Source organism: Pseudoalteromonas sp. NZS11_1 (genome assembly GCF_015864275.1).
GTDB lineage: Bacteria > Pseudomonadota > Gammaproteobacteria > Enterobacterales > Alteromonadaceae > Pseudoalteromonas > Pseudoalteromonas arctica.
The window spans coordinates 159,349-184,001 of record NZ_JADYXK010000002.1; the positions used below are offsets into that span (position 1 = coordinate 159,349).

General features: G+C 38.0%; 25 protein-coding genes and 1 tRNA gene. 16 read left to right on the plus strand and 10 right to left on the minus strand.

The window, feature by feature from the left end; all coding sequences use genetic code 11:
- Positions 1 to 211 precede the first annotated feature (211 nt).
- The 3 genes from I6F44_RS03375 to I6F44_RS03385 all read right to left on the minus strand — a co-directional run bounded on the left by I6F44_RS03375 (position 212) and on the right by I6F44_RS03385 (position 2,551).
- Positions 212 to 574 (minus strand): hypothetical protein, encoded by a 363-nt coding sequence (locus tag I6F44_RS03375; protein ID WP_225913250.1) that lies wholly within the window; start codon positions 572 to 574, stop codon positions 212 to 214.
- A 94-nt stretch (positions 575 to 668) separates the two neighbouring features.
- Positions 669 to 1,283, minus strand: coding sequence for a paraquat-inducible protein A (locus I6F44_RS03380; protein WP_007586454.1), 615 nt, complete (start codon positions 1,281 to 1,283; stop codon positions 669 to 671).
- A gap of 2 nt (positions 1,284 to 1,285) precedes the next feature.
- A complete protein-coding gene (locus I6F44_RS03385; RefSeq protein WP_197173296.1) occupies positions 1,286 to 2,551 on the minus strand; it encodes an EAL and HDOD domain-containing protein in 1,266 nt (421 codons plus the stop codon).
- Between the two features lie 150 nt (positions 2,552 to 2,701).
- Between I6F44_RS03385 and I6F44_RS03390 the strand changes: the two genes are divergently transcribed.
- The 3 genes from I6F44_RS03390 (at position 2,702) to I6F44_RS03400 (ending at position 5,036) form a co-directional block, all read left to right on the plus strand.
- Positions 2,702 to 3,451 (plus strand): substrate-binding periplasmic protein, encoded by a 750-nt coding sequence (locus I6F44_RS03390; protein ID WP_197102065.1) that lies wholly within the window; start codon positions 2,702 to 2,704, stop codon positions 3,449 to 3,451.
- Between the two features lie 78 nt (positions 3,452 to 3,529).
- On the plus strand, positions 3,530 to 4,096 hold the full coding sequence (locus I6F44_RS03395; RefSeq protein WP_007586451.1) for a PhnA domain-containing protein: 567 nt from the start codon (positions 3,530 to 3,532) through the stop codon (positions 4,094 to 4,096).
- A 121-nt stretch (positions 4,097 to 4,217) separates the two neighbouring features.
- Positions 4,218 to 5,036: an META domain-containing protein gene (locus tag I6F44_RS03400; RefSeq protein WP_101164326.1), complete on the plus strand. Its 819-nt coding sequence runs from the start codon at positions 4,218 to 4,220 to the stop codon at positions 5,034 to 5,036.
- Positions 5,037 to 5,141: 105 nt separating this feature from the next.
- Here the strand turns inward: I6F44_RS03400 and I6F44_RS03405 are convergent, their stop codons facing one another.
- Positions 5,142 to 5,981 carry a 23S rRNA (adenine(2030)-N(6))-methyltransferase RlmJ gene (locus I6F44_RS03405; protein WP_197173297.1) on the minus strand — a complete coding sequence of 280 codons (840 nt, stop codon included), beginning with the start codon at positions 5,979 to 5,981 and terminating at the stop codon, positions 5,142 to 5,144.
- A 238-nt stretch (positions 5,982 to 6,219) separates the two neighbouring features.
- On the opposite strand from I6F44_RS03405, the gene I6F44_RS03410 reads away from it, so the two are divergent.
- The 8 genes from I6F44_RS03410 to I6F44_RS03445 all read left to right on the plus strand — a co-directional run bounded on the left by I6F44_RS03410 (position 6,220) and on the right by I6F44_RS03445 (position 11,942).
- Positions 6,220 to 6,450, plus strand: a complete 231-nt coding sequence (locus I6F44_RS03410) for a hypothetical protein (protein WP_007586448.1) — start codon at positions 6,220 to 6,222, stop codon at positions 6,448 to 6,450.
- On the plus strand, positions 6,450 to 6,755 hold the full coding sequence (locus I6F44_RS03415) for a cell division protein ZapA (protein ID WP_007586447.1): 306 nt from the start codon (positions 6,450 to 6,452) through the stop codon (positions 6,753 to 6,755). Before I6F44_RS03410 ends, I6F44_RS03415 begins: the two co-directional genes overlap by 1 nt.
- 63 nt (positions 6,756 to 6,818) lie before the next feature.
- The gene (locus tag I6F44_RS03420; RefSeq protein WP_197118265.1) at positions 6,819 to 7,841 is read left to right on the plus strand and encodes an MBL fold metallo-hydrolase; all 1,023 of its coding nucleotides are present in this window, start codon (positions 6,819 to 6,821) and stop codon (positions 7,839 to 7,841) included.
- A 55-nt stretch (positions 7,842 to 7,896) separates the two neighbouring features.
- Positions 7,897 to 9,366 (plus strand): LysM peptidoglycan-binding domain-containing protein, encoded by a 1,470-nt coding sequence (locus I6F44_RS03425; RefSeq protein ID WP_197173298.1) that lies wholly within the window; start codon positions 7,897 to 7,899, stop codon positions 9,364 to 9,366.
- 66 nt (positions 9,367 to 9,432) lie between these two features.
- Complete coding sequence (locus I6F44_RS03430) at positions 9,433 to 9,921, plus strand: FKBP-type peptidyl-prolyl cis-trans isomerase (protein ID WP_007586440.1); 489 nt, start codon at positions 9,433 to 9,435, stop codon at positions 9,919 to 9,921.
- A gap of 21 nt (positions 9,922 to 9,942) precedes the next feature.
- A complete protein-coding gene (locus I6F44_RS03435; protein ID WP_197173299.1) occupies positions 9,943 to 10,671 on the plus strand; it encodes an SDR family NAD(P)-dependent oxidoreductase in 729 nt (242 codons plus the stop codon).
- A 10-nt stretch (positions 10,672 to 10,681) separates the two neighbouring features.
- A complete protein-coding gene (locus tag I6F44_RS03440; RefSeq protein ID WP_197173300.1) occupies positions 10,682 to 11,521 on the plus strand; it encodes an amidohydrolase family protein in 840 nt (279 codons plus the stop codon).
- Between the two features lie 49 nt (positions 11,522 to 11,570).
- On the plus strand, positions 11,571 to 11,942 hold the full coding sequence (locus I6F44_RS03445) for a hypothetical protein (RefSeq protein WP_197140970.1): 372 nt from the start codon (positions 11,571 to 11,573) through the stop codon (positions 11,940 to 11,942).
- A gap of 95 nt (positions 11,943 to 12,037) precedes the next feature.
- Here I6F44_RS03445 and I6F44_RS03450 read toward each other — a convergent pair whose 3' ends face one another.
- The 4 genes from I6F44_RS03450 to I6F44_RS03465 form a co-directional block, all read right to left on the minus strand.
- A complete protein-coding gene (locus tag I6F44_RS03450; RefSeq protein WP_007586432.1) occupies positions 12,038 to 13,213 on the minus strand; it encodes a mandelate racemase/muconate lactonizing enzyme family protein in 1,176 nt (391 codons plus the stop codon).
- A gap of 26 nt (positions 13,214 to 13,239) precedes the next feature.
- Positions 13,240 to 14,007, minus strand: a complete 768-nt coding sequence (locus I6F44_RS03455) for a class II aldolase/adducin family protein (RefSeq protein ID WP_169060687.1) — start codon at positions 14,005 to 14,007, stop codon at positions 13,240 to 13,242.
- Between the two features lie 165 nt (positions 14,008 to 14,172).
- Entirely contained in the window at positions 14,173 to 14,496 is a 324-nt protein-coding gene (locus tag I6F44_RS03460; RefSeq protein ID WP_002957866.1) for a c-type cytochrome, read from the minus strand.
- 183 nt (positions 14,497 to 14,679) lie between these two features.
- A complete protein-coding gene (locus tag I6F44_RS03465; RefSeq protein WP_197173301.1) occupies positions 14,680 to 15,219 on the minus strand; it encodes a DUF2058 domain-containing protein in 540 nt (179 codons plus the stop codon).
- A 198-nt stretch (positions 15,220 to 15,417) separates the two neighbouring features.
- Between I6F44_RS03465 and I6F44_RS03470 the strand changes: the two genes are divergently transcribed.
- Positions 15,418 to 16,566: an MFS transporter gene (locus I6F44_RS03470; protein ID WP_197173302.1), complete on the plus strand. Its 1,149-nt coding sequence runs from the start codon at positions 15,418 to 15,420 to the stop codon at positions 16,564 to 16,566.
- Here I6F44_RS03470 and I6F44_RS03475 read toward each other — a convergent pair.
- Together I6F44_RS03475 and I6F44_RS03480 are read right to left on the minus strand one after the other, a co-directional pair.
- Entirely contained in the window at positions 16,533 to 17,033 is a 501-nt protein-coding gene (locus tag I6F44_RS03475; RefSeq protein WP_010554360.1) for a prolyl-tRNA synthetase associated domain-containing protein, read from the minus strand. The genes I6F44_RS03470 and I6F44_RS03475 overlap by 34 nt on opposite strands.
- Position 17,034: 1 nt before the next feature.
- Positions 17,035 to 17,430, minus strand: a complete 396-nt coding sequence (locus I6F44_RS03480; RefSeq protein ID WP_010554359.1) for a hypothetical protein — start codon at positions 17,428 to 17,430, stop codon at positions 17,035 to 17,037.
- A 166-nt stretch (positions 17,431 to 17,596) separates the two neighbouring features.
- Here I6F44_RS03480 and I6F44_RS03485 point away from each other — a divergent pair.
- The 4 genes from I6F44_RS03485 (at position 17,597) to I6F44_RS03500 (ending at position 24,604) form a co-directional block, all read left to right on the plus strand.
- Positions 17,597 to 17,672 (plus strand) — tRNA-Ala (locus I6F44_RS03485).
- A gap of 178 nt (positions 17,673 to 17,850) precedes the next feature.
- Positions 17,851 to 19,113, plus strand: a complete 1,263-nt coding sequence (locus I6F44_RS03490) for an ABC transporter substrate-binding protein (RefSeq protein ID WP_197173303.1) — start codon at positions 17,851 to 17,853, stop codon at positions 19,111 to 19,113.
- Positions 19,113 to 22,331: an ATP-binding protein gene (locus I6F44_RS03495; protein WP_197173304.1), complete on the plus strand. Its 3,219-nt coding sequence runs from the start codon at positions 19,113 to 19,115 to the stop codon at positions 22,329 to 22,331. The genes I6F44_RS03490 and I6F44_RS03495 overlap by 1 nt, the downstream gene beginning before the upstream one ends.
- A gap of 59 nt (positions 22,332 to 22,390) precedes the next feature.
- Positions 22,391 to 24,604, plus strand: coding sequence for a two-component system response regulator (locus I6F44_RS03500; protein ID WP_169044372.1), 2,214 nt, complete (start codon positions 22,391 to 22,393; stop codon positions 24,602 to 24,604).
- Positions 24,605 to 24,653 lie beyond the last annotated feature (49 nt).

A 24,653-nucleotide genomic window follows, 5' to 3' on the forward strand; every position in this document is an offset into this window, starting at 1 on the left:
AAAAGGTGTTTAGGAGTTTTACAAAAACCTTTTATATCAATTGCATTGAATTAATGATCTATTATTGCGGTAGGGAAATAGCTCTATAACAAGGAAAAAATTACGCAGTATAGTTGCTTTATATAAGTAATTTTTAACGCAGTTAGAGAGTTATTTAACTCGCTAGAATGAGCATGTTTTCAATAAAATTGATATTACACCTATCCTGCTATTAAGCAGACATAGGAGGGCGGTAGAGTGAACGAGGTATATTAATTTGTGTAGTAAATACACGTACATTTACTTTTTCAGATTCAAGTAAAGTAACGCTAAATAAAGTATCAACATTAAGCATTGAGTTAGCAGCGCAGCCACTCATAGGGCATTTACAGTCATTTTGTGGCGTACTTTCGTCGTCGCAACAATCCATCTGCATCATATTTTCAGACATGCTAACGACAGCTGTTGCATCACTACTTTGTGTCATTGGCATTTGGGCATGCGTTGCTGTCTTAGTTGGCATATGTGGCATTTCGCATACCATAGCTACAGACGCAACTGCCTGACCCACAAAAGTGAGCAGTAAAGTTATCATGAGTAAACTAGAGTAAAAACGTTGCAACATTATGCCTTTTAATAAACTTTAAAATGATTGTAAGGTAACCTAACGGCAACCACAAATACTTTAATTATGTAGACTGCGGTTTAGCAGGTGTTTTAATTAAGTTACTCGCGATAATTGCAAATATACAATATGCGCTAAAATACCAAAACCCTTCACCAAATTGTGCATTCATAACAAGTAGCTCGCCACTTTTACCATGGGCGTTACCTGCTAAGTAAGTCACTATTAATGCAATAACAAATACATCAACCATGCTCCACTTACTTAATGCACAAATAACCAGACCGAGCTTTTGCTTAAACCCATTCAAAGGTAGGCAACAATAAAGCAATTGTAATAGCAGCTTTAAGCTTGGAATAACAATAGAAAACAACCCCACTAAAGCGGCTACAAATAAATTATTATTGCTAGCAAGCTCTTTAACTGTGCCTAAAATACTTTGTGTTTTGTTATAGGCGCTAATCTCACCTTCTAACTTATCAAGCCCTAGCATGTTCGAGAACATCATTAGCATACTGCGAGTTCGACCATCGCCCTCTTCAGCCAGCATTTCAATACCCGCTTGCGCTAGTTTTGATTTATCTATGTTGCCCTCTATTGTTAATACTGGTTTTGTAATACCAGGAAACAATAAACAAAGAGCAACCACTACACTTATAACCGACAACCAATTACGCATATTTATTCTGCTATTGCCTCAATAATATCGTCACTGTATAAAACAGCATCCAGTAAAAAATTAAATATATCGCCAATGTGTAGCTCTGAGTTTATGTTGGCCAAATGGACCATAGCTTCATCTACATTATCTAATTCAAATTCTTTTATAAGCGATAAACAGTTTCCTAAAATGCCGCTCTCTAATAGTAACGCATCAGATATAGCTGCATCTAAGGTAAACTCTTTAACTATGTCTTTTAAATCAGCATCTAAAATAGCATCAAGCACCGAGAACAAACCCACTAGATACCCTTGCTCGGTCAGCTCTTTATTATTTTGCTCTAAAATAAGCGACATAAATTGAGCCCGCGTTAAAGCAAGCTTAGTTAATTCGGTTGGTTTTTCGACCCCCAACTCACTAATTGCTAATACACGAACAAATTGCCTTATTGTATCTTCACCTAAATAAATAACCGCTTGTGAAATAGAAGTAATAACTAAATTTGCTTTTCCTGAACGCGCGTTAGCCAGCTTTAAAACCCTGGCTGTTATGGCTACATCTCTGGCCACTCGTTGATGAACTTCTTTAAAGCAAAGTTTTTGTTTTGCTGTAAAACGCAATAGATCAAAAACAGTTAACTTTGAAGGCTCTACACCTTTATACGTAATCATTTCTGGGCGAGAGAAAAAGAACCCCTGAAATAAATCACAGCCTGCCAATTTTAATATATTAAATTGTTCATGCGTCTCTATTCGTTCAACAATTATTTTTGCATGTGGATTTGCGCGTTTTATTTTTTTAATGCGCATATTGGTTTTAATAACCGGATCATCTATCTCAATTTTTATGTAATCAACATGTGCTAATAGTGGCTCCCATTTTGGATCGCCATCGTAATCATCAAGTGCAAAAACATACCCTTCTTTTTTAAGTTCTTGCACACGCTCAGCAACCGCAGGAATATTGCCCGTGCGCTCTACTATTTCAATAACACTATTTTCTGGCAATAAAAGTTTGGGAAAGTTATCGAGAATAGTTTCTGATGACAAGTTTATAAAAGCTAAATGATGCGCGGTAAGTCTATCTAAACCTACCAACATTAATGCATTAAAAAACAGGCGGCTTGTCGCATGCACATCAGAAGTGCCCACAGGAAACGCATTGTTGGCTGAGTCTCGATAAAGCAGTTCGTACGAGAAAACATTCTGGTCTATATCAAAAATAGGTTGCCGCGCGACAAACTGAGTTATTTTTTGTACCTCATCAGGTATGTTATTTAATTTCACTTGGCTCTAAACCTATAAATAAGAGATGGCAAAACAGCCAATAATATGTGTACTTTAATGCAACTCGCATAAGATAAACATAGTCGTCATTGCAAAAATGTTAAAATTACACAACACTAATATAAAAATATTAATATAAAAGGTGGAGATTTGGCTAACTTTATTCGGTTATTAGTACTGAGCCCTCTACTATTTGTATCTTTTAGCTATGCCAGCATTAACCCTACTCCCCTCAAATACAATGTTAGCGCGTCAGGTAGTCATTATCCATATTATACAAATGATCCAGAAAAGCCTGGTGTATTACCCGAAATTATTGAAAAAGCACTCGATGATGCAAATATTGCAGCTTCTCATATCGACCTACCCACAAAGCGTATTACCAAATATTTACAAGATGAAATAATCGATTTTGATGTTATTTCATTAGAATGGCTTCCAAAGGATGAGAGAAATGACTCTCGTTATGTTTTTTCAGAGCCCCTTATTTATGCCACAGAAATGATTGTTACCTTGCCTCAAAATGCCCGGAACTGGCAAAGCGCTGATAGCTTAAAGGGCAAAAATATAGGAACGGTACTAGGTTACTATTACTTTAATGATAACACCTTTGAGCGTGTTGACTTTCCATCCGAGAAAGAACTTATGACCGCTCTATCAAGAAACCGTGTAGAAGCAGCACTAGTAGGTAAGTTAACTGCACTCTATTGGGCAAAGCAGTTAGGGATAAACATTGCCTTTGGCGCACAGCATTCCCATGGTTTTTTAAGAATTCGTTTATTGAGCAAACATAAAGGGTTATTGCCCCAAATAAACCTAGCAATTAAAAACCTTCACGCTCAAGGATATATAAAAAGTATTGAAGATAAGTATATGAGTAATATACCCACACAAAATTAAGGGACTAATGGCGCAGAGCTCGTGTTTTGGAGTATAATAGCAGCAAATGTTAACTCGACCAGAATCAGAAAGAGCCCCATGAGTATTGAAAAAGCCTTAATCGAACGTAGTAATAATCAATGTGAATTGTGTGCAGCCACCGAGAACTTATCTGTTTATGAAGTACCACCGGTAACTGAAACCCACTCAGATAAATGTATTTACACGTGTCAAACATGTAAAGATCAAATCGAGAATAACAGCGAAATAACGCCTACACATTGGCACTGTTTAAACGATAGCATGTGGAGCCAAACTCCTGCAGTACAAGTTGTAGCTTACAGAATGCTTTCGCGTTTAGCGCCTGATAATGGCTGGGCACAAGATGCGCTAGACATGATTTACCTTGAAGAAGACACGCTAACCTGGGCTAAAAAAGCACTTGCCGAAGATGACGATTTAAAGCATGTAGATAGCAACGGTGTAGTACTTCAAGCAGGCGATACTGTTACCCTAATTAAAGACTTAGACGTTAAAGGCAGTAGCCTTACCGCTAAACGTGGAACAGCTGTTCGTAATATTGGCCTAACCAGCAACCCTGAACATATTGAAGGGCGAGTTGACGGCCAGCGCATTGTTATTTTAACTAAGTTTGTTAAAAAATAATCGTTTGTTTTTAATTATTAAAGGCGCTAATGCGCCTTTTTTTATGTTTAAAATAAGTTAAGGAATGATTAAGTAACTAGGTAATACACTAAGGACATAATATTGAGTAAGGATAACCAACATGGAAAAGCATCAAGCAGTATCTTCGCGTAAAAAGGCAGTTGCAGGGATTGGCTTATTGGCGCTTAGCGCTTTTGCAGTAACTGGCTGCGGTGAGCAAACTAAATCGACTGAAAACACAGAAATTGCAGAAGCAATAACCAGCCTAACTATCCAAGCTAGCTACAAAGATCGCAGTATGCTTCGCCCTGGCTCGCAATTAATAGTTACGCTTTCCAATGTATCTAAAATGGATGTAAAAGCCGATATAATCACACAAGAAGTGATTGATGTAACCCAAGCCCCGCCATTTACCGTTGAGCTAATTTATGATGCCAGCAAAATTAGCGATAAACATCGCTATAGCCTAAGCGCCAGAATTATAAATAAAGACAAAGTGCTTTACACAAGTACAACAAATCATGACCCGTTTGCAGAATCACAGTTAACTACCCCCTATAAAATTGAGCTTTCAAAAGTGTCGACTCAAAAACCCGATGTAACACTCACAAATACTTACTGGAAAGCAATAACAATAAATGCTCAAACTGTGAATGTTACAACTAAAGAACCATTCATTCAGTTCAATAAAGACCACCGCGTTAATGGCTTTTTAGGCTGTAATAATTTTAGCGGAAGCTATAGTACCGAGCAGCAAACAATTACACTTAGTCAGCTAGCAAGTACAAAAAAGATGTGCTCGGATAATATGAGCCAAGAAGCGGCTATGTCTGACGTACTTAGCAAAACTTCAAAGTGGGAAATAACAGGTGAATCACTAAAACTTAAAAACAGTCGCGGTAATACGCTTGCTACTTTTAGTGCGGTTTATTTTAATTAATATTTAGCTCCCTTATATATATTACCTAACACATTCGTATTGATTTTAAATAAAATGCCCAGCAAAGCTGGGCATTTTATTATTCGTTATAAGCGCTATTTAAAGTTACTCATCAACGAGTTGTTCACTTCTGTAAAAACCACTTGGCTCACTTAACAAACTAACAAGTTCAGGCATTATTGCATCCATTGTTTGCTTTAGCTTCCATGGAGGATTAATTACAATCATGCCCGATGCTGTCATACCGTGTACGTCAGTATCCGCTTCAGTGCCTAATTCAAATAACAGAATGTTGCGCATTCCTGAATCAATTAAGCCCTGCTCCATATTATCAATGCGCTCTCTATCTACAACCGGATACCAAATCATGTAAGTACCTGTAGCAAAACGCTGATAAGCTTTAACTAAGGTTTTTACAACCGTTTCGTAGTCATCTTTAATTTCGTATGGAGGGTCAATTAACACACACGCTCTGCGAGATGCTGGTGGTAATAAACCAACTAAACCTGCAAAACCATCCTCTCCACGTACACGAATAGATCGCTTACCTTGCATGTTTTCTTCAAGTAATAATAAATCGCGCGGGTGCAGTTCAAAAAACCAACCCTTATCTTGGCGGCGTAAGTAGTGCTCTGCAATTTTTGGTGAACCTGGATAAAACGCAAGTTCGTCAGTGTCGTTAAATGACTTAATTAATTCAATGTATTCATTAAGCTCAGCATGCTCACTTTTATGATGCCAAAGTTTTTCAATACCATCTTGATACTCTTGCGTTTTTTGCGCATCGGCAGCTGCAAGTTCAAAAAAGCCAGCACCTGAATGTGTGTCTATATAATCAAGCGGTTTATCTTTAATTGTTTGATAATTTAGCACTTGTGCCAGTACTAAGTGTTTAAGTACATCGGCAGGATTACCCGCATGAAATGAGTGTCTGTAACTAAGCATTATTTATTTTCGCCATACGCAATTTAATATTGTAAGTGAACCATAAGCACTAGGCTTTGGCAACTTACACCAAGATAAGAGAGTGTTTAAGTGAACCATTTCTGAATGAAAAAGCCCATATGCTGAATTATCCCTTAACGCAAAAGAAAAATCAGCTAAAACCACCGTAAATGCTGGCAAATCAACACACTTTGCTTTACATTTGCATGACATTAATTACAGTTATATGAGCGCCTTTATGAATAACACTACTCTTCAACAACTCGAGCAACTGATCGATTCTTTAATCGAACGTAATAACCAATTACAAACAGATGTTGTTACTTTAAAAGAACAGAACACTAAACTAAGCGATGACAACGAATTGCTACAACTTGAAGCTTTAGAAAATGAAGAAAAGCAAAAAGATGCCAGCACTACTTTATCTGGTCTTCTTGATAAGTTACAAAGCGCACAACAGGCTAGCTAATGTCTGAGCTGCAAAACCAGCGGGTCACTGTTGAGTTGCTAGGTAAAGAGCAGCAATTTGCTTGCCCTGAAGGGCAGGAAGATGCATTAATAGCAGCAGCTAAAAATCTAAATGACTTAGTTGAGCAAATGAAGCAACGCTCAACCGTTAGAAACGATCAAAAAGCCCTACTAATGGCAGCATTAAACTTAAGCCACGAATTGCTAGAAGCAAAAACACAGGCTACAGTTGAGCAACAGCATCAAGACCAAATGATTGATAAACTCAGTCAGCATTTGGCAAATGACCCCAAACACCAAAAATAAAAAGCGCATACTGCGCTTTTTGTTTATTATTAAAGTAATTAAACATCAGCGTAGAGATAATAAATGAAGTTAAAACTTTCAAACATAGCCTCTTCATGTAAGCACTTACTATTAGCATGCACTTTATTATCAATAGTACCTAGCACCTATGCTGCCGTCACTTGGAATACAATAAACCCTCATATTCAGTTTTTAAAGCAACAAGACAAGCTTCGCTTTTACGACTCTAACCAAGTGTTAATTGAAGGCGAGAAATGTGCCCTACTTGTTGATACGAGCGCCAATTTTGCTGCAGTTGAACAACTTGCTAAAGATTTAAAGAACCGCCTTAAAACACCCTTATGCTATTTAGTGGCTACCCACTACCATGACGATCACTTGCTAGGTATGGCGGTTATGCAAAATTTTTATCCTGATGCCAAGCTCATTGTTCATCAGCAGGTAAATAAAAATTTTAACCTTTATCAAACAGCATATACCGACAAGCTAGACACGTATGAAAAGAGCATTGAGCTGAGCTACCAACGATTAGCGAATGTGCCCAAAGAAGAGCAAGCTAAATGGCGAAATAAGTTAGAGCTTGCAAAAAAACGACTTTTTCGCTGGCAAGAATATCAACTTGGCGAACCAAAAATAATAATCGATAATCATAAAACTATCGACCTTGGTGGTTTTGAGATAACCATTGAGCCGCAGCAAGCCCATACTAACGGTGATTTAACTATTACTACTAATAATGGCAGTGTGCTGATTGGTGGCGATATCGTTGACTGGCTTCCTTACCCTGGACACGGTGAACTTAAAAGTTGGCAAACGTTGCTTAAGCAATATATTAACGACGAAAAGCTCACTATTATTTTACCTGGGCACGGCGGTACATTAACAAAAGAGCAGCTGAAACAGCCTCTATCATTTTTAACAGCCATAACAGAGCACGTTAAAAACAATAAAGATCAAAGTATTGAGCAGTTAATGCTATCGTTTCCTGAATCAGTTATTGAGCCTTATAAACAAGAAGCGCTTAATATAAAATCGAGCAACTTCTTTTTACAAGCTGGCCTAAATCGCGCAAAAAGCGCAGAATAACTCAACACAACGGATTGTGTTAAAATAATAAAAGGAATTTACAAAAGTGATCACTATGCGCAGTTTGGTTTTATGTTGTTTGGGTATTTTGTTATTTGGTTGTCAATCAACGGAGCAAGAACCACAAGAAGCTCCACAAATATTTACTCATTTTGAGCCTGACTATACTTATGATATTGATGATGAAGTAGCTCAAACGCCCCAAGTTAGTGAGCACGTTACGCCACTTCAATTCAAAAAAACAATCGTAAAAAAGCGCCCACCAAAAACCACCGATCTGTGGGTGCATATAGCCAACAATCTACACTTTACGGTTTATCAAAATCGCGCGTTAAAAAAGCGTATCAGCTGGTACGCAAAGCAACCTAACTACTTGCAAACTGTGAGTAAACGCGCAGCGCCTTACCTGTATCATATCGTAAAAAAAATTGAGCAAAAGCAACTACCTATGGAGCTCGCTTTACTACCATTTGTAGAAAGCGATTTTAGACCAACGATAGCCTCATCACAGCAAGCTGTTGGTGTTTGGCAGTTAGTTGGCGCAACAGCGCATCACTTTGGAGTTAAGTCAGACCAATGGTACGACGGGCGCCAAGACGTACTTGCTTCAACCGATGCAGCACTTGATTACTTAAGCTACTTACATAAACGCTTTGATGGTAATTGGCTACATGCTTTGGCCGCTTATAACAGCGGTGAGGGCCGCGTTAAACGCGCAATCGAAAAAAACAAAAAACGCGGTAAAAGCACCGATTACTGGTCGCTTAGCCTGCCAAAAGAAACCGCCGACTACGTACCCAAGTTACTCGCTTTAAGCTATTTAGTTAAGCATCCACAAAAGGGCATTAAACGCCCAAAGCTTGCATATAAGCCATTTACAACACAGATGAATATAGGCCAGCAGTTCGACTTTTCAGTCATCGCTAAGCTCTCTGGTATAGGTTCAAAGCAGTTACACGCGATTAATCAGGGATATTTAAAAAATCAAAGCTCACCTAACGGGCCGCATACTTTACTGCTTCCTATAGGACAGGAGGCTTTATTAAAAAGTCAGTTTTTTAAATCAAACTTTGCTGGAGAGTACATCGTTAAACAAAACGACACGCTTTACGGTATTGCTGGACGTTTTAGTATGTCGGTAAAAGCTTTAAAACAACTTAATAACAAAAATAATAATTTAATAGGCGTTGGAGAAAAGTTATTAGTTGGACAACCTAAAACCCTGCCAAGCACATTAACTGTTGATTACAAAATCAGCCCTTATTTAGAACACCAAGAGATTGCGATTCCCACCATTGAAATAGATTACGAAGTTAAGTCGGGCGATAGCCTTTGGAGTATAAGTCAGCTTTACGATGTACCTCATAGCGACTTGGCAAAATGGAACAAACTCTCTGCATCAAGTATTTTAAAGCCTGGCACTCAATTAGTACTGTTTATACCACAAGCTGAAAAGCAAAAAGCAGCCCCAACAAAAAAAGATTTTCTGCTAAATTTACAAAAAACACTAAATCAGCCACGTTAAGTTTATAAACAAGTATATTTCGCGTAAAATTGCGCCCTAACATAGTTATTATTTGAAGAGACAAGCATGCAAATTAGCAAAAATTCAGCAGTTGAATTTCATTACACCCTTAGCGAAGCGGGCGAGCAAATTGAAAGTAGCACAAACGAAGCGCCACTTACTTACATTCATGGCAGCGAAGGCATGCTTCCTGGTTTAGAAAAAGCACTTGAAGGCAAAGAAGCTGGCGAAAAATTTAGTGTAACTCTAGAGCCAAGTGAATCATACGGCGAGCGTGTTGATGACTTAATTCAGCGTATCCCGCTTAAGCATCTACAAGGTGATGTTAAAGTATGGAAACCAGGTATGACAGCAATGGTTAGCTCTAACCAAGGTCGTCATCAGGTTACTATTGTTAAGGTTGGTCGTTTTAACGCAGATTGTGATTTAAACCACCCATTTGCTGGTAAAACGCTAACGTTTGACGTTGAAGTTATATCAGTACGTGAAGCAACAAGTGAAGAAGTTTCTCACGGACACGTGCACGCTGAAGGCGGCTGTGGTCACTCTCACTAGTTAGCAATAAAGGAAGTAAGTATGTCTAAAGTTGCAGTCGTTACAGGTGGTACAAAAGGTATTGGCTTAGCCGTAGTTAAGCGTTTGCTAAACAATGGCTATGAAGTACATAACCTTGATATAGAGCTGAGCGAAATCGGTATATTTCATCAGTGTGATGTAAGTGATGTATCGGCGGTACAAAGCTGTATCAACGCTATCTGTGAACAAAGCAAACGTATTGATGTACTTGTTTCTAATGCTGGAAAACACTTAAGCGCAAATATAGAAAGCACCGACGAGCAAACTCTCGATGCACTTTTTGCGCTTAATGTTAAAGGCGCTTATGCCGCAATACAAAGCGTATTGCCAAGCATGAAAGCGCAAAATGGCGGCGCTATTATATTAGTCGCTTCCGATCAGGCAATTATAGGTAAGCAAAACTCTTTTGCGTATAACCTAACAAAACATGCCCTTGCCTCAATGGCTAAAACAACAGCGCTTGATTACGCGAGTTTTAATATTAGAGCAAATGCGGTATGCCCTGGCACAATAGAAACCCCGCTATTTCATAACGCGATAGATGCGTACTGTGCAAAAAGTGGCGCAAACAAAGCTGAAATAGTTGCCGAGGAAGCAAGTCTGCAACCGCTTAATCGATTAGGTCAAGCCGACGAAGTCGCGGCTCTTGTGAGCTTTTTAGCAAGCGACGATGCCAGCTTTATTACTGGCAGCCTACAAAGCATTGACGGTGGCTACACTGCCCAATGAGTAATGTGCAATGAGCCTAAAAATTATTGACCCACACGTACACTTTTTTAATTTAGTAGAAGGTCAATACTCATGGCTACAAGGTGCTAACCCACCAGCGTGGCCTAACCTAGAAAAAATTAAACAACCAGTAAGTGCACAGCAACTTGTTAAAAGTACTGACTTTGAGCTAGTAGGGCTTGTTCATATAGAAGCCGGATTCGATAACACCTCCCCTATTAACGAGCTAAACTGGCTAGACTCGCATTTAAAAGGTATTCCATTTAAAGCCATTAGCTACAACCAAATTGACTTATCGGCTGATGAGTTTATAAACTCGTTAGAAGCTTTAGCCCATCTGAGTTTGTGTGGCATTAGAGATATAACCGAAGGTACTGACGCAAAGCGTTTATTAGATGCTAATAGCTTTAAAAACCTAACAACGTTATCAGATACCCGACTGCATTTTGAAGCTCAATTTGATATTGAAAATAGCGAAATAACCAAACAAATAACTTACTACGCTAAGCAGCTACCGCAACTTCAAATTATAATTAATCATGCAGGGTTGCCGAGTAATTTAAATGATTGGCGACAAGGTGTTGAGTTACTTGCTCAGCATGACAACATAGCAATTAAATTTTCTGGTTTTGAATTACTACAGCTCACCAGCGAGCAACAAGCAGCGTGTTTTAATTTTCTTTTTAATCACTTTGGACAGCAGCGCATTATGTTTGCTAGTAACTTCCCTGTGTGCCAAATAAATACAAGCTATAACACTCTATGGCACTGCCATAAGGCGTTATGCTCAAACGATAAGACATGGCATGACCTTAGCTATACAAACGCTAAGCACTACTACCAAGTGTAAGTAAAACTAGTTATATTAAACTCTCTTTTTATGATAATACGGCCAATTTATGAAAATGTACTTTTTACTAATCGTTGTATTTTCAGCGCTTCTTCTCAATGGCTGCATATCTCAAAATCCAGACCCGACACCTAAGCTGCAACATGCTCTACTGGCAAAGCCAAATAAAACAACGGTTAGCAAAGCAATTAAAACACTTGTACATATGCAAGAGACTCAATTAGCTGATGATGTATTTACTACCAGCAGCACAGTAACCCTTAGCAATGTAGATGGTAATAATATTATCGACACGCAAAGTCGCAATACACCCGATCAGTTTGAATTGATGATTAAAGGCAAGCAATGCTATATACGCCATCTCGATAGCAAAGCAACTATTGAACTTAAAGACGTGGAATGTAAAATCAACGAGTTATAACAAGCCTTACCTCCCGCCGAACAAGTAAAAGCCGGTAAGTGACTAATCACTTACCGGTTTTTTAATGCATAACCTAAAGTTAGGTTAAAAGGCTATTATTTTATTTCTACGCGTTGAGAACGCATAACAATCTCATCGTTTAATTCAATACCTAACCCAGGCTCTTCTGATACTTCAAAGAAACCATTTTTAGGTTGTGGGTCTTGTAAACATAACTCGCGGTTCCACTTTTTAATCGCATAAGTGTGGTGCTCATGAATCAAAAAGTTAGGGATAGCCGTTTCTAAGTGCAGTGATGCTGCCGTTGCAACAGGCCCGCCACATACGTGAGCTTGAATACGCACATCAAAAATATCAGCGTAATCACACACTTTTTTGGTTTCGGTAAAACCACCACATAAACCAATATCAGGTTGTAGAACATCAATACTTTGATCTTCTAAGTACGGGCGCACACCCCAGCGATTATACAAACGTTCACCACCAGCAATTGGCACATTAACTTTATCTGCTACTTTTGCATGTAATGAATGGTTTAAATAGTTAACTGGCTCTTCAAAGTACATACAGTCAAATTCTTCTGCAATTTCACCCAACTGAATGGCTGTTGTAACACCCGGTAAACTGTGGCATTCAAAAATAATATCTACTTCGTCGCCTACCGCTTCGCGAATAGCTTGCATGCGTGCACGGTATAGCTTCATTTCAGTGCGTGAAATTATTTTTGTACGGTCGTAATAAGTATTGCCGTCTTTATCGTACTGAATTGGGTCTACTTTTACTGCGTCGTAACCTTCAGCTATCGCTTTTAAAGCAGCTTCTGCGTATTCTTGCGGCTGTACTAGCGCTTTAAATTCGCTATCCCAGTCAAACTGTAATTGCGATGCGTACGTACGTAGTTTGTCGTTAACTTTACCGCCTAATAATTGATATACAGGTAAACCAAGCGCTTTACCTTTAATATCCCAAAGCGCGGTATCAATTGCGCTCATTGCAGCATATACAACAGGTCCGCCGCCTAAGCCCCAAAAGCTTTCACGTAACATACGAGACCATAGTTTTTCTGTTTGAAATGGGTCGTGGCCGATTAAAAAGGCGTCGGCCATTTCTTTAATCATAGCCGCTGCAGCACTGTGACCTAAATCGTATGCAAGGCCCGCTTCGCCAACACCACTAATACCTTCGTCAGTATGAATACGTACAAACACAGGTGTCCACGAAGGTCTATCAGGACAGTGAATATCAAATACTTCAACGCGATTTACTTTCATTAAAATTCCTTATTAACCGCTATGGGTTATTTTGCAAAACTAGGGTCAAGTCGATACGCTTTACGTAACATCGCAGGCCACGCAAGTTGCCCGCCAGTGCTGCCACTGTGTACTACGTTTGCTTGATTATAAATATTGTCGATTATAGGTTGCGGTACTTCAATCACCTCTTGCGAGCTTGATTGTAGTGCTAATTGAATTTCACACGCTCGCTGTAAATCATAAAAGCGCATAAACGCATCGCCTACCGTTGGGCCTACTGTTAAGCCACCATGATTTACCAATAACATATGGTTAGTGCTGCCCAAATCATCTTGCAGCACTTTTCGCTCGTCGTCGTTTACTGCAAGCCCTTCGTAGCCATGATAAGAAAGCGATGGCAGTGAAAACATTGAATACTGGCTAAGCGGTAATAAACCATTTTTTTGTGTAGCCACAGCGATTGTTTCTTTAGTATGAAGGTGAATAACACAATGAGCGTCTTCGCGTACCTCATGAATCGCACTGTGAATAGTAAAGCCAGCAGGATTAATACTAAATGGCGTATCGTCAATAATATTGCCGTTTAAGTCGACCTTTACTAAATTAGAGGCAGTTACTTCATCAAAGGTTAAACCAAACGCATTCACTAAGTAGTGGTCGGTGCCAGGCAAACGTGCTGATAAATGCGTATAGATTAAATCCCCCCAACGAAAGTGCTCTACCAGTCTATAACACGCGGCTAAATCAACACGAAGTTGCCACTCTTGTGCTGATACTTTATTTTTTAAATCGAGTTGGGGTAAATCAAACATAATGAGCCTTTTAAAAACGTACATTATTAACCTGTACGAACAGATGTTTAGAAGTCTAAAGCAGTCTCTATTTTATAGCAAACACCAAACAAAACAGCCACACTATTGTGTGGCTGTTTGTAAAACTAAAATACCAATTGCATTAAAATGGTATAGCTGCGTAAATTATTTTACGTTAGCTAGGTAATCTGCAATTGCTTCAAACTCTTCATCAGTTACCGTTGCAACCATTGCTTTCATAGCCATGGTCATACCGTTATTACGTGCACCTGATTTGATGTCTTTCATTTGCGCTACTAAGTAGTCTTTGTTTTGACCGTTTAGTTTAGGGTACATACCCATAATTGGTGCTTTACCTTCAGCGCCATGACAAGTTTGACAATTTTTAGCGGTATAAAGTGCAGCGCCATCGGCAGCTGCTGCATTAAACGAGAAGCTTGCGGCTAAAGTAATACCCGCGCCTAATAGTAGTGTTTTCATCTTGCTCATTGTATTTACTCTTCTTTTTTGACGGTTAGAAAAACTGTTCTATTGATTGTAGTAAACAATCAAATAAAAAGCATACGTACGAAACGACGCTAGACGATCAACTTAACCAAAAACCGCTAACTCGTTTCTGTCTCACTTTTATATACTTTATCAAATAAAAATGAGCTTACCCTTAATGGACTATTACCACACTATATCATCTGGTACTTCAAAGTCTGCGTACGGGTCATCTTCATCTTTTGGTTTGTTTTCTGGCTCTACATGAAAAACAATATACTTTTCGTCAACTTCAGCCACTTTGCGTGCTGGTTCGTCGTCTAGTACGTAAAATTTCCCTTCTAGTACACAAATAGCTAAACGACCGCCCGATAACGCTTTTTGCGTTTTCTCGTTCACGTCGATATTTTTTACTTTGTTTTGATAAGTAAAATTAAATGTGCGCTCACCACGAATAGCGTCTTGGTTGTGGTGCTCTAAAATTTGTTTAACACGCGCTTCTTGCTCACGCTGCTTTAAGCTCACTTGGCGTGTTTGGTTAAGCTCTTCAGCTTTTTTTTGCTGTTCTAGCTTGGTTTGTTGAATATGCTTTTGCAGATCACTTGGGTTGCTAGTAGCCCCTTTTTTTTGCTTTTTTTGTTGCTTACGCTTTTCTGATTTAGCAACTTTAGCATTATGCGATGTTGTTAATCCTGCTTGAAGCAATTGGTCTTGTAATGAACCCATGGCTTTGTTCCACTAAAAACTAATATTATCGCTATTTTAATCACCAACGAGTTCAAATAACAGCGCTATCGACATTAATCTAGCAAACTAGTTAAAACAAACCATGATATAGCGCAATGACTATGGTTTTAATTATGAATTAAAAGCAATTTTTAATACAATACCACGCAACCAATCAGCAAATGCACAAGCCATATAATGCGTTTACCTCATCTACTCGTTTGCTCGGTATTTATATTTTTTGTGCTTTATGCACCCCAACCCCTACTTAGCCTTTTTGCGAGCGAATTTAATGTAGCACCTGCGGTAGCTGGCAGCTTAATGACTGCAACTATGCTGCCCTTAGCCATTGCCCCGCTCGTTTATGGTTTATTTTTAGCAAAAATAAATCCACTACTTATATTACGTATTGCAATGGTGCTTTTAGGCCTTAGCTGTTTACTTTTTATTTATGTACCTAGCTTTGAGCTTTTATTATTAGTCAGATTTTTACAAGGTTTAACACTCCCTGCAGCTTTAACAGCAATGACTAGCTATATAGGTATGAGCTATAGCGCTGATACACTTCAAAAAAATATGACCCTATATATTGGTAGCAGTATAGTTGGTGGTTACTTTGGTCGTGTGCTCGCAGCTTTGTTTAGCGACTTATGGAATTGGCAGAGCTTTTATTACGTAATTGCTTTTATGCTTATTTGCTTAGCTTTGACAATTAAGCATTCTCGCTTTACAAACCCAGCTACACCGTCGCAGCTCTCCCCTCTGGATTACATTAAACAACTTAAAGAAGGCGCTACCCTTAAAGTGTACGGTGCCGTCTTTTGTATGTTTTTTTGTTTTGCTGCATTACTTAATTACTTACCGTTTATATTACAAAACACGTTTTTAATTACCAATACTCGTGACATAGGTTTAGTTTACAGTGGTTATTTAGTTGGTGCCCTCGCCTCTATTGCTGCACCTTGGTTACTTAAAAAAGTCCCTTCGCCTTGGCATTTATTAACTGCGGTATTTAGTTTTTATAGTGTGAGTATTATTTTATTAATGAGCCACCAGCTTAGCTTATTTTTAATCGCATTTACTTTGTTTTGTGGTGCGATGTTTGTGATTCACTCAACCGCAGCGCCACTCGTTAATAAAATAAGTAAAGCCCCGCCAAGTGTAACCAATGGCGGATATGTATCGTTTTATTACAGTGGCGGTGCATTGGGGTCGTTATTACCCGGTGTGGTATACCAACATCATGGGCAAACAGCGTTTATGTTTGCGCTGCTCGCGGTTTGCTTATGCGGTTTATCGTTAATTATGTGGGCTTATTTTGAGGGTAAAAATACAACGCGCGGTTGATGCTTTGTGTGATTAAAAAATGTTTCTAAATCAGCTTTACTAAGCAACCATGTTTGGGTGTTTTCAAACGGATGACAATGAAACAAATCACCACCCCAAATATCTTGGTCAACCCATAAGCTCACTTCGTTTTGCTTATCATTTAAAAGAGCCAACATAGATACACACCCAGGAGCCACTTTTAAATACGTCGCTAAGCGTTCACTCGATGCAAACCCTAAACGCGAAAGCCCTTGTTGCTTTGATAGTGCCTTTAAATCGAGTTGCTTATTGTGCGCTGTAATAACTAAAAAGTGTCGCTTGCCTTCGTTATCGCGTAAAAATAGGTTTTTAAGACGAGTACCTGGGCGCTCAATCATAAACTCATCAGCCGCTAAGCTAGTATGTAGCGGCGGATGTTCTATTGCATCGTAAGTAATATCTAGGCGCACTAAAAGCTCTGCTAACTTAGTTTTATCAGCCAACATATTACAAGCAACGTCCTCTTAGCTGTACGCTCAAATCTCGCCATAAAACATCATTAACTTCATGTTTGTTATCGCAATACTCACGCTCTTTTAGCTCTTGATTTAATAATTCAACTGCTTGATCTTCTAGCTGTAACTTTAGAATGCTCGACTCTTCAAAATGCTCTTTCTCTATATACTGCTTAACCTCACCACGGCTTGGTCTATTGTTAGGACCACGGTCTAGGTTAAAGTTTTCACGATGCTTAGCTTTTACCGAAACAACATAAGCAAAAAGCTTATTGCCTTGCTCATCTTGCTTTTCGTGAAACTGTTTATTATTTATTTCAAAAGGCGGCTCATCATTTGAGGCACAGCCAGCGAGTAAAACCATAAGCGCTAGAACACATTTTTTCATTGTTTTTTATCGTTTTAGTTTTGAATTAAGCCGAGTCTAACAAAAATTGACGTAAACAGTGAAAATTTACGAAAAAATACTTGACCAATTTTATAAAAAAACTTAAAGTTCGTCCCGCTTGGAACTCAGCAGTCAAGCAGTTACATTATATGTAACTTAGGAATGTGGGGCTATAGCTCAGCTGGGAGAGCGCCTGCCTTGCACGCAGGAGGTCAGCAGTTCGATCCTGCTTAGCTCCACCACTTTCCTACTCCTTTTCAAATTCGCTCTACTCTTCTATTTTTCCATTGTTTTATTATTTTTTGATACCCTACTATTCTAATTTTTCATTCTATATAATTTTAAATTTATCCATTCAACTTGTGTCTTTACAAGTTCTTAGCTATACATAATGTCACACATTAGTACTTTAGGCTTAACATGGACATACCTAAGCGTTCGACGCTAAAAAAGCTAGCTGCTATAGGTTTAACAGCTGGTGCAATAACACATGCGCCTTATGTTTTTGCCCGAAAAAAAGTCACATTAAGAGTGCTTGGTACGCATGTAACACTCCAAGAGGCTATCCGCAAACAAGCGATGAGTGACTTGGGTATTAATATAGAATTTACTCCCGCAGGCAGCGCTGCCGTTTTGCAAAAGGCATCAATGGACCCTAGCTCCTTTGATTTATACGAACAATGGTCAAACAGCATTAATGTGCTTTGGGATGCAGGTTCTATACAGCCAATAGAAAAAAAACGACTCACCTACTTTAATGAGATAAATCCACTCACTAAAACGGGAAAACTAACCGAAACTGCAAGTATTGGTGCAGGTGATGCCCCCTATAAATTATTAAATGTTCAACCCGATGGCACATTAAGCGCACAAGAAAGCGATCATATTAGCTTTTTACCTTATGTGCATAATGTTGACTCTTTTGGTTACAACACCGATTTTATTAAGCCCGGTATAGCATACGAAACCGAAAGCTGGAGTTGGCTGCTTGATGACGAGAACAGAGGTAAAGTAGCTATCGTAAATGCGCCTACCATTGGACTCTTTGACCTAGCCCTAGCAGCACAAAGTAAAGGGCTTATAAAATTTAACAATATAGGTGCGATGACTCGCCCAGAACTTGATAGATTGTTTAGTATATTACTCGACTTTAAACGCCAAGGTCACTTTAGTGGCTATTGGAACTCGGTTCCTGAGTCGATTGAATTTATGAAAAGTAAACGAGCCCATATAGAAAGTATGTTTTCGCCTGCCGTGTCTGCATTAAACAGCCAAAATATTAATGTACGATTTGCCGCGCCAAAAGAAGGCTACCGAGGCTGGCATGGTGTTATGTGTTTGTCGTCACAAATACAAAGTAGCGCAAAAGATGCTGCGTACGATTATATGAATTGGTGGCTTTCAGGCTGGCCTGGTGCATTTATTGCTCGCCAAGGTTATTACATTAGTAACCCGCAGCGCTCTAAACTACTCTTATCGCCGGCCGAATGGGATTACTGGTACGGTGGAAAAGCAACAAACATAGATTTATTAAATACAAATGGCGACGTAGCTATTAAAGCTGGTGCGCAACGTAATGGTGGTAGTTACCATAAACGCTTTAGCAATGTAGCAGTATGGAATACAGTTATGCCAACCTATGACTACAGCCTGCAAAAATGGTATGAGTTGATTAGCCGATAATGATAATAAATTCAATTAAATCAAAAATAATATTAGCTTTGTGTTCGCTGATTGGATTACTTCTTTTACAAAGCTATTTGTTTAACTATTCGCAAACGTCCTTACTTAACTTGCAAAAGTCGCAGCATAACGCGCTTATTCAAAGTGAAGCTGTGAATCACTTAGAAAACGATATTATTTCCCTGCAAGGGCATGCAGTTTCATTTATTGACAATGCAAATGAAAATACGATTACCAAATTTAATTTTTATTTAAATAAGGCAAATCTAAATCTCGAGCAGCTAAAAACAAACACTCAAAACCAAACCCCTGAGTATCAAAACTCACTAATACGCCTTGGCGAGTATCTAAATAATTACCAAGATACATTTGGCCAAGTTGTCGTAAACAGACAAAAACGCGAACACCTTTACACTACTCAGTTCAAACAGCCTATTGATGACCTACAGGTAACAATTAGCAATTTAGAAGGGTCTTCAAACAATGATAATAAAGTTATTTTTAACGATGTTTTACTTACAATAAGTAATTTAAAACACGCAATTATAAGCTATCTCTATAAACCTAATTTTGATGAAGCACAGAATGTAAAACAAAACTTAAATCACTTACATAAAAAACTAACGAGCACCTCTGTAATAAATGAATCCCTCTCCAATAAAACAACAAGCTTAAAACAAGCTTATAACCAACTTGTATTACTCACCCGTAGCTACACTTTTTCTGTAAATGTAGTGCTTACAGGCATAGAAAACGAATTGCTGTATTTAACTAATGAAATTAAAAACATAGAAAAAAATAAACTTATCAAAACAGAAGAGCTACTAAGTAGCCACTTAACAAAAAATACAGAACAGGCAAATATATTTGCCGTTTTAATTATGTTAATCATTTTATTTTTAAGCTATTTTATTTTTAGATCGGTTATAAAACCAATTACTCAGCTCACTTTATTACTTAAAGATATGAATAGCGAAAAGCCAGTAACTATTTCAAATAACAGCCAAAATCAAACTGAAATAGCGTCGGTAATAAAAGCAGCTAATGCTTTATATTTAAAAAATAAGCAAACCAAAGAGCTACTCAATGAAACCCGCGTATTAAATTCCCAAATGGAAGCAATGAATGCCGACCTGACGAGCGCTATGGAGCAAACCGATAAAGCCAATAAAACAAAAATAGATTTTGTAGCCAATATGAGTCATGAACTTCGCACTCCAATGAATGGCATATTAGGTATGTTGCAGCTTTTACAAAGCAGTGAGCTTCCCTCAAGGCAAAAACACTACGCAGATAAAGCTTTTTCAAGTGCTCAAAATTTATTGCAGATCTTAAATAATATTCTAGATTTTTCTAAGCTAGAATCGGAAAAAGTCCAGTTAGAGCAAATCCCTTTTACTTTACATACTATTGTTTCTAACGTTCAAAATTTATTCTCAACAAATGCCAAGCAAAAAGGCTTGCTACTAAATTTCACTTTACACGTTGATGCAGGACTTGAACTTATTGGCGACCCAATGCACTTAAGCCAAATAATAAATAATTGTGTAGGTAACGCAATTAAGTTTACAGAGCATGGTGAAATATCATTAATTATAGAAGCGACATCTCAACACGAAAAAACAATAAACCTACGCTTTAGTATAAAAGACACGGGTATTGGGATGACCGAAGAGCAATCAAAAATTATATTTCAGTCTTTCTCGCAAGGTGATTCAAGCACAACAAGAAAGTATGGTGGGACCGGTTTAGGACTCACTATAAGCAAACAATTAACTAAATTGCTGGGCGGAGATATACAAGTAAGGAGCACGATTAATCAAGGTAGCGAGTTTTTCTTTACTTTACCCTTTACTTTATCTGAGCAACAAAAGCTTAAAAAACACGCCTTATTAATTAGCCCTGATAATGAGCAAATTAAAAAATTAATGGACTTACTAAGTGATATAAATATAACGACAGAAACAACACAAGAACCATTAAGGGCCATTGCAAAAATGTCTCAGCCTAGTAGCCCATTTAGTATTGTAATAATGTCGATAGAAAAAAAAGAGCTCAACGATAACTTTATTTTACAACAACTGTACGCTCAAAATAAAAACGTTAATGAAAAATTGACACTGATTTTATTAATTACCGATGAAGAGTCTCCTGAGCCAATTGCAAAAAATGAAAATATAGACATTATAATTATTGGTAATAAAAATAGTGAAGTTGAAATTTTAAGAAAGCTTTCACCAAATAATTTTAAAGAAAAGCAATTAAAGCCTCACCCTAAATTCTCGGGTTTTAATGCATTAGTTGTTGATGATAATAGAATTAACCAAGAAATAGCCTCCGCCCTTTTAGCAAGATTAGATATGACCGTGATCATTGCTGATAATGGACATGATGCATTAGATAAAGTAGAGATAAATGACATCGATATTATTTTTATGGATGTTCAAATGCCAGTTATGGATGGGCTTGAAGCAACAAGCATATTAAGAGAGCGAGGCTACAAAACTCCCATAATTGCCATTACTGCAGCCGCAGATCCTAATGATAAAAAAGCAGCGTTTAGAGCGGGTATGGATGACTTTTTAGTAAAACCGATTATTTTTGATGCGCTTTACGAAAGTATTGAAAAGCATCTGCAAAGTAGCGAATCTCTGAGCACTATAAACCTGCCTTTAGCAAAAGAAAACCTAGAAAACAATGACGAATTGTTAGCTAAATTATTTACTCAGTTTGTCAACGATTACAATGACTTTTCGATTAAAGCTGATATATTAATCAAAAATGGAGAGTTAGAAAGCTTAATTCGACTAGTACATACACTCAAAGGCTTGGCCGGCACATTAGGCTTTGAGCTACTGCAACAAAGCGCGCAAAGTGTTGAGGAAAGCTTAATAGATAAGAAAAGTATTAATTTATCTCATTTTAATGAGCAATTAATACTTACACTTTTTGCTGTAAAACAATTTTTGATAGCTGATAGCTTTAAAAAAGAACATATACAGCAACATGAACTAGAAAACGAAGACTCGGTTATTGATAATATATACTCATTAGCATTAACGGCTCGCCCCGTACCTAGCAGTTTGGTTAGACAGCTAGAAATGAATCAATATGATAGAGGCCACTCCCTATTTAAGCTCAAAGAAGCAATTGATCATTTTAACTACGCGTTAGTAATTGAGCTTATTGATAAGTATAGAAACGATAATAAAAATTAGGCATAACCACTAACCTGAACTAGATTTAATATTGTAAAGAACGCAGAGAAGGACAGATAGTGCATTCAAATTACCTCGCAAACAATAATGGATTAACCACAGAACAAAAGCATAAACCTTTAATTCTTATTGTTGATGACGAACCTAGTAATTTACACGTATTAGTAGAAGGACTTTTAACTGACTACGATGTACGTATTTCTACTAGTGGTGAGCAGGCTTTGATATTTATTGAGTCAACTCGGCCTGACTTGATTTTATTAGACATAATGATGCCCGGCATGGACGGCTACGAAGTATGTAATATACTCAAAGCGAAACAAAATACCAAAGGCATCCCCGTCATATTTGTAACTGCGCTTACCGAGGAAGAGTCTGAAGAAAAAGGCTTTGCTATGGGCGCAATTGACTACATACACAAACCTTACAAGCTAGCGCTCGTTAGAGCACGCATTCGCACTCATATTACCGCTCAAGGCATGCTAGATAGGCTTATAGAAAAAAACTTTGACCTGCACGACAAACTACTTGAAATAGAGTCACTGGCGAAAGAATTAAGTCAGCGTGAAGAAGAATTAAAAGAACTCTCCTCAAAACAAAAGTTATTTTATCAAGCCCTAACGGGAACCGCTGATGGCGTTGTTATTACCGACAGTAACGGAAAAATTATTGCCGTAAACCCTTCATTTTGCCGGATTACAGGTTACTCTGAATCTGACTCCCTGCAAATGCAGTTGCACGATATTAAACAAAATAACCACCCTAGTATTAGCTTTGATCAAGTATGGCATCATGCAAACCAAGCAGGCTATTGGAGTGGAGAGCTAGTAACTAGACGAAAAAATGGCGAGCTTTATCCTGAGTTATTAACTCTTAGTATGGTAAAAGGCGAGCAAGATACCAACGTGCACTATATTGGTGTATTTAGTGATATTTCTAGCGTTAAGATAACGCAAGAAAGAATTCACTACCTCACATGGCATGATGAACTTACAGGTTTGCCCAACCGAAATGGTTTTTTAAAACAGTTGGAGCAGCAACTTCAGGTTTGTAGTACCGAAAATAGTTATGCCTATATTTATATTATTGACATAGACAGCTTCCACTCAATAAATGATGGATTAGGCCTACTCGCTGGCGATAACATTTTAAAAGAATTAACTAAACGAATTCATTCTAAGGTGAGTAAAAAAGATGTTATTGCTCGCTTAGGCAGTGATGAATTTGCAGTACTGTGTACAGTTGAAAAAGGCGTTGGCAGGATCAGAGCCCAAGCTATGGCTGAAAATAAAGCCCAAGAACTGCTCATAAGTGTAAACCACCCCTTTGTGGTTGATGAACAAGACGTTAGCTTAACCGTAAGTATTGGCACGTATATTTTTCCTCGAGAAGATCAGTGGGAAAGTGCTATAGAAACAATTCGTAACTGTGAGGCGGCTTGTTACAAAGCAAAAGAAAAAGGCGGTAATAGAGTTACCTTTTTTGATACTTCGTTTGGCGAGCAAGCAAAACGCCGTTTTGAAATCGAGCAAGATTTACGTAAAGCAATCTCAAATAATGAGTTATCCCTATATTTACAATCCCAATTTGACCGAAGCCAAACCCTTAAAGGGGCTGAGGTTTTATTAAGATGGGAGCATCCTCAAAAAGGCTTCATTAGCCCTGGTGAGTTTATATCTATAGCCGAAGAGTCAGATATAATTTATGACTTAGATTGCTGGGTAACTTCAAATGCACTTGAAATATTAACGCAACTTAGTAAAACTCACCCTGAGTTAAACCTATCAATTAATGTAAGTGGCAGGCACTTTCATGAAGCGCGTTTTTTAAGCTTTATTAGCCAACAAATAAAGCAACATAGCATTAATCCTCAGCAACTCACTATTGAGATAATTGAAGGTACATTGCTTAATCACATGGAAGCGGCTATTGAGGCTGTTCACTTTCTCAAGAAGCTAGGTATTAGGGTATCAATTGATGACTTTGGTACTGGATATTCGAGTTTAACTTATCTTAAACAATTACCCATACAAGAACTAAAAATTGACCGTTCTTTTGTATTGGAAGCACCGACTGATAATAACGATAAGTTAATTATTGATATGATTGTAAGCTTAGGCCGTTTATTTGAACTCGAGATAGTTGCCGAAGGTGTAGAGAATCAGTCCCACTTTGATTTATTGCAAGAATATCCAGAAGTTATTCTTCAAGGCTATTATTTACACAGGCCTGAACCTGCAAGCGACTGGCTTGAAAAATTAATTACAGAGTAGTCTGAAAAAACAAAAAAGCCGAGTATTTCCATACTCGGCTTTTTAATGA

Bases quoted from the DNA above. Each gene is read 5' to 3' on its own strand.
- I6F44_RS03495 (WP_197173304.1), top strand. From the start codon at position 19,113: ATGATAATAAATTCAATTAAATCAAAAATAATATTAGCTTTGTGTTCG.
- I6F44_RS03470 (WP_197173302.1), top strand. From the start codon at position 15,418: ATGCGTTTACCTCATCTACTCGTTTGCTCGGTATTTATATTTTTTGTG.
- I6F44_RS03450 (WP_007586432.1), bottom strand. From the start codon at position 13,213: ATGAAAGTAAATCGCGTTGAAGTATTTGATATTCACTGTCCTGATAGA.
- I6F44_RS03440 (WP_197173300.1), top strand. From the start codon at position 10,682: ATGAGCCTAAAAATTATTGACCCACACGTACACTTTTTTAATTTAGTA.
- I6F44_RS03400 (WP_101164326.1), top strand. From the start codon at position 4,218: ATGGAAAAGCATCAAGCAGTATCTTCGCGTAAAAAGGCAGTTGCAGGG.
- I6F44_RS03405 (WP_197173297.1), bottom strand. From the start codon at position 5,981: ATGCTTAGTTACAGACACTCATTTCATGCGGGTAATCCTGCCGATGTA.
- I6F44_RS03415 (WP_007586447.1), top strand. From the start codon at position 6,450: ATGTCTGAGCTGCAAAACCAGCGGGTCACTGTTGAGTTGCTAGGTAAA.
- I6F44_RS03425 (WP_197173298.1), top strand. From the start codon at position 7,897: ATGCGCAGTTTGGTTTTATGTTGTTTGGGTATTTTGTTATTTGGTTGT.
- I6F44_RS03375 (WP_225913250.1), bottom strand. From the start codon at position 574: ATGATAACTTTACTGCTCACTTTTGTGGGTCAGGCAGTTGCGTCTGTA.
- I6F44_RS03475 (WP_010554360.1), bottom strand. From the start codon at position 17,033: ATGTTGGCTGATAAAACTAAGTTAGCAGAGCTTTTAGTGCGCCTAGAT.
- I6F44_RS03455 (WP_169060687.1), bottom strand. From the start codon at position 14,007: ATGTTTGATTTACCCCAACTCGATTTAAAAAATAAAGTATCAGCACAA.
- I6F44_RS03465 (WP_197173301.1), bottom strand. From the start codon at position 15,219: ATGGGTTCATTACAAGACCAATTGCTTCAAGCAGGATTAACAACATCG.
- I6F44_RS03395 (WP_007586451.1), top strand. From the start codon at position 3,530: ATGAGTATTGAAAAAGCCTTAATCGAACGTAGTAATAATCAATGTGAA.
- I6F44_RS03480 (WP_010554359.1), bottom strand. From the start codon at position 17,430: ATGAAAAAATGTGTTCTAGCGCTTATGGTTTTACTCGCTGGCTGTGCC.
- I6F44_RS03460 (WP_002957866.1), bottom strand. From the start codon at position 14,496: ATGAGCAAGATGAAAACACTACTATTAGGCGCGGGTATTACTTTAGCC.
- I6F44_RS03380 (WP_007586454.1), bottom strand. From the start codon at position 1,283: ATGCGTAATTGGTTGTCGGTTATAAGTGTAGTGGTTGCTCTTTGTTTA.
- I6F44_RS03490 (WP_197173303.1), top strand. From the start codon at position 17,851: ATGGACATACCTAAGCGTTCGACGCTAAAAAAGCTAGCTGCTATAGGT.
- I6F44_RS03445 (WP_197140970.1), top strand. From the start codon at position 11,571: ATGAAAATGTACTTTTTACTAATCGTTGTATTTTCAGCGCTTCTTCTC.
- I6F44_RS03435 (WP_197173299.1), top strand. From the start codon at position 9,943: ATGTCTAAAGTTGCAGTCGTTACAGGTGGTACAAAAGGTATTGGCTTA.
- I6F44_RS03420 (WP_197118265.1), top strand. From the start codon at position 6,819: ATGAAGTTAAAACTTTCAAACATAGCCTCTTCATGTAAGCACTTACTA.
- I6F44_RS03410 (WP_007586448.1), top strand. From the start codon at position 6,220: ATGAATAACACTACTCTTCAACAACTCGAGCAACTGATCGATTCTTTA.
- I6F44_RS03430 (WP_007586440.1), top strand. From the start codon at position 9,433: ATGCAAATTAGCAAAAATTCAGCAGTTGAATTTCATTACACCCTTAGC.